This is a genomic window from Acinetobacter sp. GD03645, assembly GCF_029845285.1.
In the GTDB taxonomy this organism is placed as follows: domain Bacteria; phylum Pseudomonadota; class Gammaproteobacteria; order Pseudomonadales; family Moraxellaceae; genus Acinetobacter; species Acinetobacter corruptisaponis.
This window is the reverse complement of the sequence record NZ_JAOCLL010000005.1, coordinates 162,662-170,564: the sequence shown is the minus strand read 5'-3', so window position 1 is coordinate 170,564 and position 7,903 is coordinate 162,662. Positions and strand designations below refer to the sequence as shown.

At 48.9% G+C, this 7,903-nt stretch carries 7 protein-coding genes; all 7 read right to left on the bottom strand.

The features are described 5' to 3' along the window. Nucleotides 1–36: 36 nt before the first annotated feature. Nucleotides 37–423 carry a Na+/H+ antiporter subunit G gene (locus N5J47_RS05785; protein WP_267981254.1) on the bottom strand — a complete coding sequence of 129 codons (387 nt, stop codon included), beginning with the start codon at nucleotides 421–423 and terminating at the stop codon, nucleotides 37–39. A gap of 9 nt (nucleotides 424–432) precedes the next feature. Further along, entirely contained in the window at nucleotides 433–708 is a 276-nt protein-coding gene (locus N5J47_RS05780) for a monovalent cation/H+ antiporter subunit F (RefSeq protein WP_267981253.1), read from the bottom strand. Next, nucleotides 705–1,232 (bottom strand): Na+/H+ antiporter subunit E, encoded by a 528-nt coding sequence (locus N5J47_RS05775; RefSeq protein ID WP_267981252.1) that lies wholly within the window; start codon nucleotides 1,230–1,232, stop codon nucleotides 705–707. The genes N5J47_RS05780 and N5J47_RS05775 overlap by 4 nt, the downstream gene beginning before the upstream one ends. A gap of 1 nt (nucleotide 1,233) precedes the next feature. Continuing rightward, the gene (locus N5J47_RS05770) at nucleotides 1,234–3,045 is read right to left on the bottom strand and encodes a monovalent cation/H+ antiporter subunit D (RefSeq protein WP_279959806.1); all 1,812 of its coding nucleotides are present in this window, start codon (nucleotides 3,043–3,045) and stop codon (nucleotides 1,234–1,236) included. Then, the gene (locus tag N5J47_RS05765) at nucleotides 3,045–3,413 is read right to left on the bottom strand and encodes a Na+/H+ antiporter subunit C (RefSeq protein WP_267981250.1); all 369 of its coding nucleotides are present in this window, start codon (nucleotides 3,411–3,413) and stop codon (nucleotides 3,045–3,047) included. Before N5J47_RS05765 ends, N5J47_RS05770 begins: the two co-directional genes overlap by 1 nt. Further along, on the bottom strand, nucleotides 3,414–6,257 hold the full coding sequence (locus N5J47_RS05760) for a monovalent cation/H+ antiporter subunit A (RefSeq protein ID WP_279959804.1): 2,844 nt from the start codon (nucleotides 6,255–6,257) through the stop codon (nucleotides 3,414–3,416). A 252-nt stretch (nucleotides 6,258–6,509) separates the two neighbouring features. Continuing rightward, nucleotides 6,510–7,892, bottom strand: coding sequence for an AAA family ATPase (locus tag N5J47_RS05755; RefSeq protein WP_279959803.1), 1,383 nt, complete (start codon nucleotides 7,890–7,892; stop codon nucleotides 6,510–6,512). Nucleotides 7,893–7,903: the final 11 nt, after the last annotated feature.

Here is a 7,903-nt window from a genome sequence, read left to right as displayed (position 1 = left end):
TTGCCACAGGTTTCAATTCAGTAAAAAAAGACCAGCTTAAAGTTGGTCTTTTTTGTCCTCTGTCGGGAGGCGACGGTAACGCTGCCAAGGCAGTGGGCGGTTTAAAGCCTCTGGCACATCGCCACTGGTTGAGCGCAGGCGTAAGTGAATCGCTGCCTGTGCCATCAGGTTGGCGGAAACGGGTGCGGTGATAAAGGCAAATAGGGTAATCAGCAACTCGGCAAAACCAAAGCGCCCTTGGGTTGCGGAAAAAATCATGGCTGCAATTAAGAAGCTTCCCAGCCCCAGCGTACTGGATTTTGTTGGTGCATGCAGGCGCATAAACAGATCGGGCAAACGGATCATGCCGATTGATCCGACCAGCATAAAGAAAGCGCCAAATACCACAAAGAATGAAACAATCAACTCAAAAATCAAAGGCATAGCGGTCTCCTAATCAATCACATGCCCAGTGGTGAAATAACGGGCAAGTGCGGCTGTGGACACAAAGCCAAGCATTGCAACCAATAGGGCACCCTCAAACATATTGCTACTGACCCAGTAAATACCCAGCACCACAACCAAACAGGTGGCATTCAGGAACAGCGTATCCAATGCGAGCAGACGATCAATCACAGACGGGCCAATAATCAGTCGGATGAGACAAAGGAACATGGAGATGGTAATGGCAATTAAACCAATACCCAGTGCATACGGTAAAATCGTCATTTGCTTGCTCCCTTGTTCAGCTTTACATCAAAGATTTCAATCAAAGGCATTTCATAGCGCTTTTTAATATCCTGAATATCCAGTTCGGTATCATCTGTGCTGAGTGCGTGAACAAGGATATCCCCTCGTTCCTGATCAATCCCTGCTGAGACAGTCCCAGGAGTGGTGGTAATGATCATCGCCAGCAAAGTGTTGACCTGCTCATGTTCAGTTTCCAGTGGCACGCGATACCATTTTGGGTGCAGATGATCCAGCGGACCCAGCACCAGTTTGGCAACACGAAAATTTGAAACAATGATATCCCACAGCACCACAAACACCAGTCTGATCGCAGGCAGCCAGTGAATGTGGGGTGTTCTGGCAATAAAGGGACGTACCAGACGGGGAATGACAATGGCCAGTAACAGCGCCATTAAAATGTCAGTCGGGTCCACACTGTGCGATAGCATCAGCCAGCTCAAAAATACCAGAAATGACACAAAGGGATGGGGGAACCAACGGTCAAGCAAGCTTATTTTTTGCATGTCAGTGTTCCTCCATTGGCTTTAACTGGGTTGAATTTGGAACTGTCGGTGTATCCAGCACTTGTTCGGCAATCTGGCGCTGCTTGTATTCTGAGATATGCTCACCCTGTAGAGTTGCTTTGGAAATAACATCGGGAATCAACAAGGCATTATGATCTTCAACTTCGCCACCATATTTTGTTTCGGGCAGGTAGGTTGGATCATAAGGCTGTACGCTGATCATGCGGCCCTGTGCATCCGTTTTTAGAATGGCCTGATTATAGAGCGCATGGTTCTGGATTTGCTGGGCGGTCAATACCGTATAGGTCTGGATTGGAGATGCAAACACGACATAACCCATCAGCCCTGCCAAAATGACATAGATCGCTTTGTCATTACGGTTGGGTGCATAGGCTGGCAATCCCTGATAAGTTTGATAGGCTGCTTCATTCGGGTCAATTTCGGGTGGACTGGCACGCCAGAACAGAATGAAACCCACACGGGTCAAGGCAAGAATACTCAATAGGCTAACGATCAGGATAATGGCGATAATCCAGCCCTGATACGCCGTTTCAGCGGTGGCCTGTAAAATAAAGACCTTACCTAGGAAGCCGCTAAATGGCGGTAAACCTGCCATCATCATTGCAATCAGGAAATAGGTCAGTGCCGCTGCCTTTTCATTCTTGATTTTGGGTGCAACTTTCAGGTGGTCCTTGAACGTGCCGCGTTGGGCGGTGATCCAGCCACAGAACAGATAGAATGCAGCTGCAATCAAGGTGCTATGCACCAGATAATACAGGCCTGCCGACCATGCCTGTGTGTTGAACATGGCAATCGCGATCAGCAATGTACCCACAGATGACAGCACCATAAAGCCGACAAAACGGCGCAGCCGTTCTGCACCAATTGCACCAATCACCCCATAAATTGAAGTGACCAGGCCAATCAGTAATAGTGTGTTCTTAAAAATGCTTTGTGCCATGGCATCGTCAAACACTGTGCCATTGACACGCAGAATGGCGTAAATCCCAACCTTGGTCATGATGGTGAAGATTGCGGCAACAGGTGTGCTGGCAACCGCATAGGTTTTTGGCAGCCAGAATCCGACAGGCAGCATTGCAGCCTTGATGCCAAACACTACAAACAGCAGTAAGCCACCTGCAATGGCCAACTTGTGCTGGTCGTTGTCCAGTGTTGGCAGGATACGGCCCACATCCGCCATATTCAGGCTGCCAACGCTGCCATAGATCATGCCCAGACCAATCAGGAACAGGGCGGAAGCCAGCAGATTAATGGTGACGTAATGGATACCCAACTGGAATCTAGGACGACCCTGACCATGCAACAACAGTACATAGGAGGCCATCAACAGGATTTCAAAGAATACAAACAGGTTAAACAGGTCACCTGTCAGGAATGCGCCACAGACCCCCATGAGCAGAAAGTGGAACATGGTGTGGAAATAGCGACCGCGGGTGTCCCAATTGTCGCTGGCATACCAGATCACGGGAATGGCCAGTGCGTAGGTCAGCACCAGCATAAATGCCGATAAGCGATCCAGTACCAGCACAATACCAAACGGGGCTGACCATTCACTGAGCTGGTAAACACTAATCTGTCCTGTACTGGCAATCATCAGGTAACTGATGGCAGTCAGCAGACCCAGAATCGCGGAGGTGAGGCTGATGCCTCGTCGCCAGGGTTGACGCCAGTCCTGCTTTAATGAACCTGCACCAGGGTTACCCAGCAACAACAGCAGAAAGCTGGTCAATACTGGAATCAAGATACTGATGATTGGAGTGTGGGTATGCCAGAAAGTATTCAAGTCAAACATTATGGCTCATCCTCACGTGGGTCATAGGTCAGGGTCGGGTCTTCTTTGGAATCGACATGATCATTTCCCGATTCATAACGGCTGCGCAGTGCCAGTTGTATAACAAATGCGGTGGTGGCAAACCCAATCACAATTGCAGTCAGGACCAGTGCCTGCGGCAATGGGTCGGTGACCTTGGTGGTTTCTGTCAAAATAGCAGGGGCATTGACCTGTAAACGTCCCATCGCAAACAGGAACAGGTTTACGGCATAGCCAATCATGGCAAGGCCAAGTACCACGGGAAAGGTTCTGGCACGCAGGATGAGGTAAATCCCTGTGGCGGTGAGTAGACCAATTGCCGAAGCCAATAAAAATTCAAGGCTGATCATTTATTTGTCTCCATTGGGAATAGGGCCAGACATACTGGAGTGACGTGAGTCTCCCAGCACCGAGATCAACAACATGGTCGCACCGACGACGGTGATATATACCCCTAAATCAAAGGAGGCTGCGGAGGCAAGATGCATTTTGCCTAGTAAGGGGAGTTCCACATAAATATGTGCGCTGGTCAGGAATGGGCGTGACCAGAACCATGCCGCGAGTCCTGTCAATCCTGCAATGGTCAACCCTGAACCAATCCAGATTTCATAGAGACGACCAGACCGAGCTCCAATCATGCGCTCAGCCTGTTCCTGACCCACCACAATATATTGAATGATCAGTGCCATTGCAGTAATCAGTCCCGCGATAAAGCCACCGCCTGGGTAGTTGTGTCCACGCATGAAGATGTAGGTGCTGACCACCAGTGCAAGCGGCAAGACCCATGATGCGGTGATACGCAGCATCAACGGGGATGGATTGAAGCGGTAGGTCAGGCCCTGGGTCATGGTGGTGCCATGCGCTCGCATACCATCCATTAAACAGAGTGCACCAATGGCGGCAATGCCTAAAACGGTAATTTCACCGAAAGTATCGAAACCACGGAAATCCACAAGGATGACGTTGACCACATTGGAGCCGCCGCCCAAAGGAATCGCCTGTTGCATAAAGAACCATGAAATTGAATTATGGTCACGGGTTAAAATCAGCCAGCTAATCCAGCCAATTCCCAAACCGCCTGCAATGGCCAGACTGGCATCGCGCCAGCGCCGTGAGCGGCTGGATTCATAAGGGGTGAGCTGTGGCAACAGTGACAAACTCATCAGCAATAAAACCGTGGTGACCACATCAACCGTGATTTGGGTTAGGGCAAGGTCTGGCGCTGACAGGGTAATGAATACCATGGTGACCACCAGACCCACTGCACCACTAATCAGCACCGCCTTGATGCGCTCATGGTGGAACCAGAGCATCATCCAGCAGCCAGAGAACAGGGTGAGCCACAGTACAATCGCCACCCATGGTGCATGGGTCAGTTCGCGTGTACCTGTGGTTAAGCCTTGGTTGAACAGTGGCAAGCCAACCATGACGATGCTAAACAGCACAATCCAGAGCAGGTAGCTTTGCAAAGAGCCATTTTCAGTCGCCTGCTTAATCTTGCGGCTGTTGAGCAACAAATGTTTTAGGAATAAATCAAATAAAATTCGACCTTGTAGGCGTCCAAACAAGGGATCAAGGTCGATTTTACGCAGTCGCCCCTGTTTGGCTAGGGCAAAATAGAACAGCGTTCCACCGACCAGTGCAATTAGGCTCATGACTAAAGGGGCATTAAAACCATGCCAGATGGCAAGATGGACACCCTCAAAATTTGGCTGCATCAGGCTGGCTCTGGTGACACTGTTGACCAGCGTGCCCGCAAGCAGGGCAGGGAAAATACCCACCAGAATACATAAAGTCGCAAGGATGATTGCAGGCAGTCGCATACCAAGTGGTGGTTCATGGGCATCCTTGTTTGGCACCTGTTTACCCAGTGGGCCATCAAAAAACACGCCATGCACCAAACGAATCGAATAGCTGACCGCAAAGATTCCCGCCAGGGTTGCCACAATGGCCGAGATCACCATCACTGGGCCTGACAGGTTAGCCAGCAGTTCGGTAAAGAACATCTCTTTGGAAATAAAGCCATTGGTCAGTGGCACACCTGCCATCGAGGCGGCGGTGATCATGGTCAAGGTTCCCGTAAAAGGTAGCAGTGCCCAAATCCCACTCAGTTTGCGTAAATCCCGTGTACCCGTTTCGTGATCAATAATCCCTGCAATCATAAAGAGTGCCGCCTTAAAGGTGGCATGGTTGATGATGTGGAAAATGGCTGCCGCAACTGCAAGTGGGGAACCAATCCCAAGCAGGCACACAATCAGGCCCAGATGACTGATGGTGGAGTATGCCAATAGTCCTTTTAAATCTTCTTTAAAGATGGCAAAGCCTGCTGCCATACACAATGTAAACAGGCCAACAAAGGTGACAAGGTTGTGGTACAACGCGGCACCAATAAAAATCGGTGCTAAACGCGCCAGCAGGAAAATTCCTGCTTTCACCATAGTGGCAGAGTGCAGATAGGCAGACACAGGCGTGGGTGCAGCCATTGCATTGGGTAGCCAAAAGTGAAATGGGAATTGCGCACTTTTGGTAAATGCACCCAGCAAAATCAGTAATAGAGTGGGTACAAACAGTTGATGCTGTTGGATGGCATCTTTCATCAATACCAGTTGGTCAATTTCATACGTTCCTGTGATTTGCCCAAGCAGCACAAAGCCCCCTAGCATGGCAAGGCCGCCCATACCTGTAAGGGTCAGGGCCATACGTGCGCCACGCTGCGCTGCGTCATACTGGCTCCAGTAACCGACCAACAGGAAAGAGGAGATACTGGTCAGCTCCCAAAACACCAATAGGATGATCAGGTTGTTCGAAAGCGAGATGCCCAGCATGGCCGCCATAAACAGCATCAGCAACAAATACAGTTTACTCAGTGAGTTTTTGGGACTGAGATAGAAATAGGCATAAATATAAATGAGCGTGCCGATACCGCTAATCAGCAGGCCAAACAATAAACCGAGCGCATCCAGACGAAAACTCAGGTTGATGCCCAGTTGTGGCAGCCAATCCCAGCTTTGTAGCAGGGTATTGCCCTGAAGAACTGTTTCCGCCTGGGTCAAAAGTAAAATAAAACAACTCAGGCTGATGCCAATCGCCCCAAGTGCCGTCACGCCCCGTGAAATACGTTGCAGTTGTGAGACAAGGGTGGTGCCGAGTATGAGCGGTAATAAGATAATAATCGGTAGCACACTGGTATCCATATTGATGATTTAGGTCGGGAGACCTAAGGATGAACTTTCTTTCAGGATTCACAGGCACTCAAGGAGAATACCAAAACTTCAAATCCAGAAACCCAATCAAGTGAATAGGGACAGTCACAAGTTGTATTGCGCAACTTGAAAATAAAAAATGAGATTTATTTTACTATAAAATATCAATAAAAATCTGATGTTATTACATGAAGTTACATATCATGTTGATGTATCGTTTTCAATACTGCCCTGAACCGTATTTCAAAGTGGGCTTTGTTGTGGTGTGTCATCAATCTTGAGTAAATTCAATAAATCAGACTTTTCCTGTGGATTCAGCTCCTGTATCTGGTGAAATAACGCATCCACTTTGGTTAATGTGGGTTCAGAGGGCAAGAGTGGTGGTGTTTGGGTCTCACTCTCTAGTTCAGGCTGCACCAAATCCTGATATAAGGCAGAAAGCTGCTGTTGTGATGCCTCCAACTGAATCGGGTAAATACCGTGCTGGTCCAGTTTTAGGCACTGATAATGCAGCGCATGTTCAAGCAACTCATCACGGTTGCCTGTCACAATGATTTGCAGGCGGGGAAATGCCTCATGCAAGCGCTCAAGAATTTCGGCACATGCATTCTGGTCCAACTGCATATCCACGTGGTCAATCAGCAGGATGCCCTCGCCCTCCAGACATGGATCAAAGCTATGTTGATTGAGCAGGCATAATCGGCGGCTAATATCCCCCACCAGTGCAATCCAGGTTTTTTCTGATGCAGACAGTTGCTGAAATGGCATCACCCGATCTTCATAACGCACTATCAGTTGCAGCTTGGGAACATACTGGATGTAAAGGTCTTGCAGCTCGGGAAAAACGGTATTCAGGCTGGTTTTCAGGGCATGCAGGTTGGGTGCGGAGAACTGTTTGGGATGCTTGGCCAGTTCCAGTTGCAGTTCCTGCAATATTTCGGACTGGTTTTGCTGGTTAAAGTCGTTGCCCATCAGGCGTCTGACAATATGGGCCGAGTGCGCATTCTCGACATCACTGATTTCCCGTAACCATTCAAAAAAACGTGCAAAGGTGGTGTAGGGGATTGGCGTTAAATCATAGGCTGAAATGTCCTGCAAGGTGCCTGGCACATTTTTACTCTGTAGATTCACTTCCTGTACAAAACGTTCCGCAGGATAGTAGGCAATCATTGGCAAACCCAGCAAGGGGTCCTGTTGATTCATCTTTTGGTACAGGCTCACCATCTGGTCAAGCTGCTGGCTTTCAACCTGGCTAATTCCCACTCCCTGACTGTTAAAGGTTTTGTAGAGTTTCCAGCTACAACGTTGTGTGTCGGCTGCCTGTGCAGCGCTACTTTCAGTCAAGCCATGATTGAGTTCCTCACTCATGTGTACCTGAATCTGGATTTTGGCCTGTAGCCGAGTCAGCATAATGTCCTGATCCGCAATCACCACACCCGCAGTCCGAATATCCTTATAGCGTGCCGAAAACCAGGTCAGGGCCTGATAGATGTTCTTTAGGATGGTGGTTTTGCCTGTGGACTGGTCACCCAGAATCAGGGTAATCGGGTATTGTTCAGGTTGAAACTCAATGTTTAAGTCCCGAAACATGCCGACATGCTTAAATAGAACCGATTCAAGTTGCATAAGTTCACCTC

Coding starts and splice junctions, on each gene's coding strand:
- N5J47_RS05785 (WP_267981254.1), bottom strand. CDS start 423: ATGCCTTTGATTTTTGAGTTGATTGTTTCATTCTTTGTGGTATTTGGC.
- N5J47_RS05780 (WP_267981253.1), bottom strand. CDS start 708: ATGACGATTTTACCGTATGCACTGGGTATTGGTTTAATTGCCATTACC.
- N5J47_RS05775 (WP_267981252.1), bottom strand. CDS start 1,232: ATGCAAAAAATAAGCTTGCTTGACCGTTGGTTCCCCCATCCCTTTGTG.
- N5J47_RS05770 (WP_279959806.1), bottom strand. CDS start 3,045: ATGTTTGACTTGAATACTTTCTGGCATACCCACACTCCAATCATCAGT.
- N5J47_RS05765 (WP_267981250.1), bottom strand. CDS start 3,413: ATGATCAGCCTTGAATTTTTATTGGCTTCGGCAATTGGTCTACTCACC.
- N5J47_RS05760 (WP_279959804.1), bottom strand. CDS start 6,257: ATGGATACCAGTGTGCTACCGATTATTATCTTATTACCGCTCATACTC.
- N5J47_RS05755 (WP_279959803.1), bottom strand. CDS start 7,892: ATGCAACTTGAATCGGTTCTATTTAAGCATGTCGGCATGTTTCGGGAC.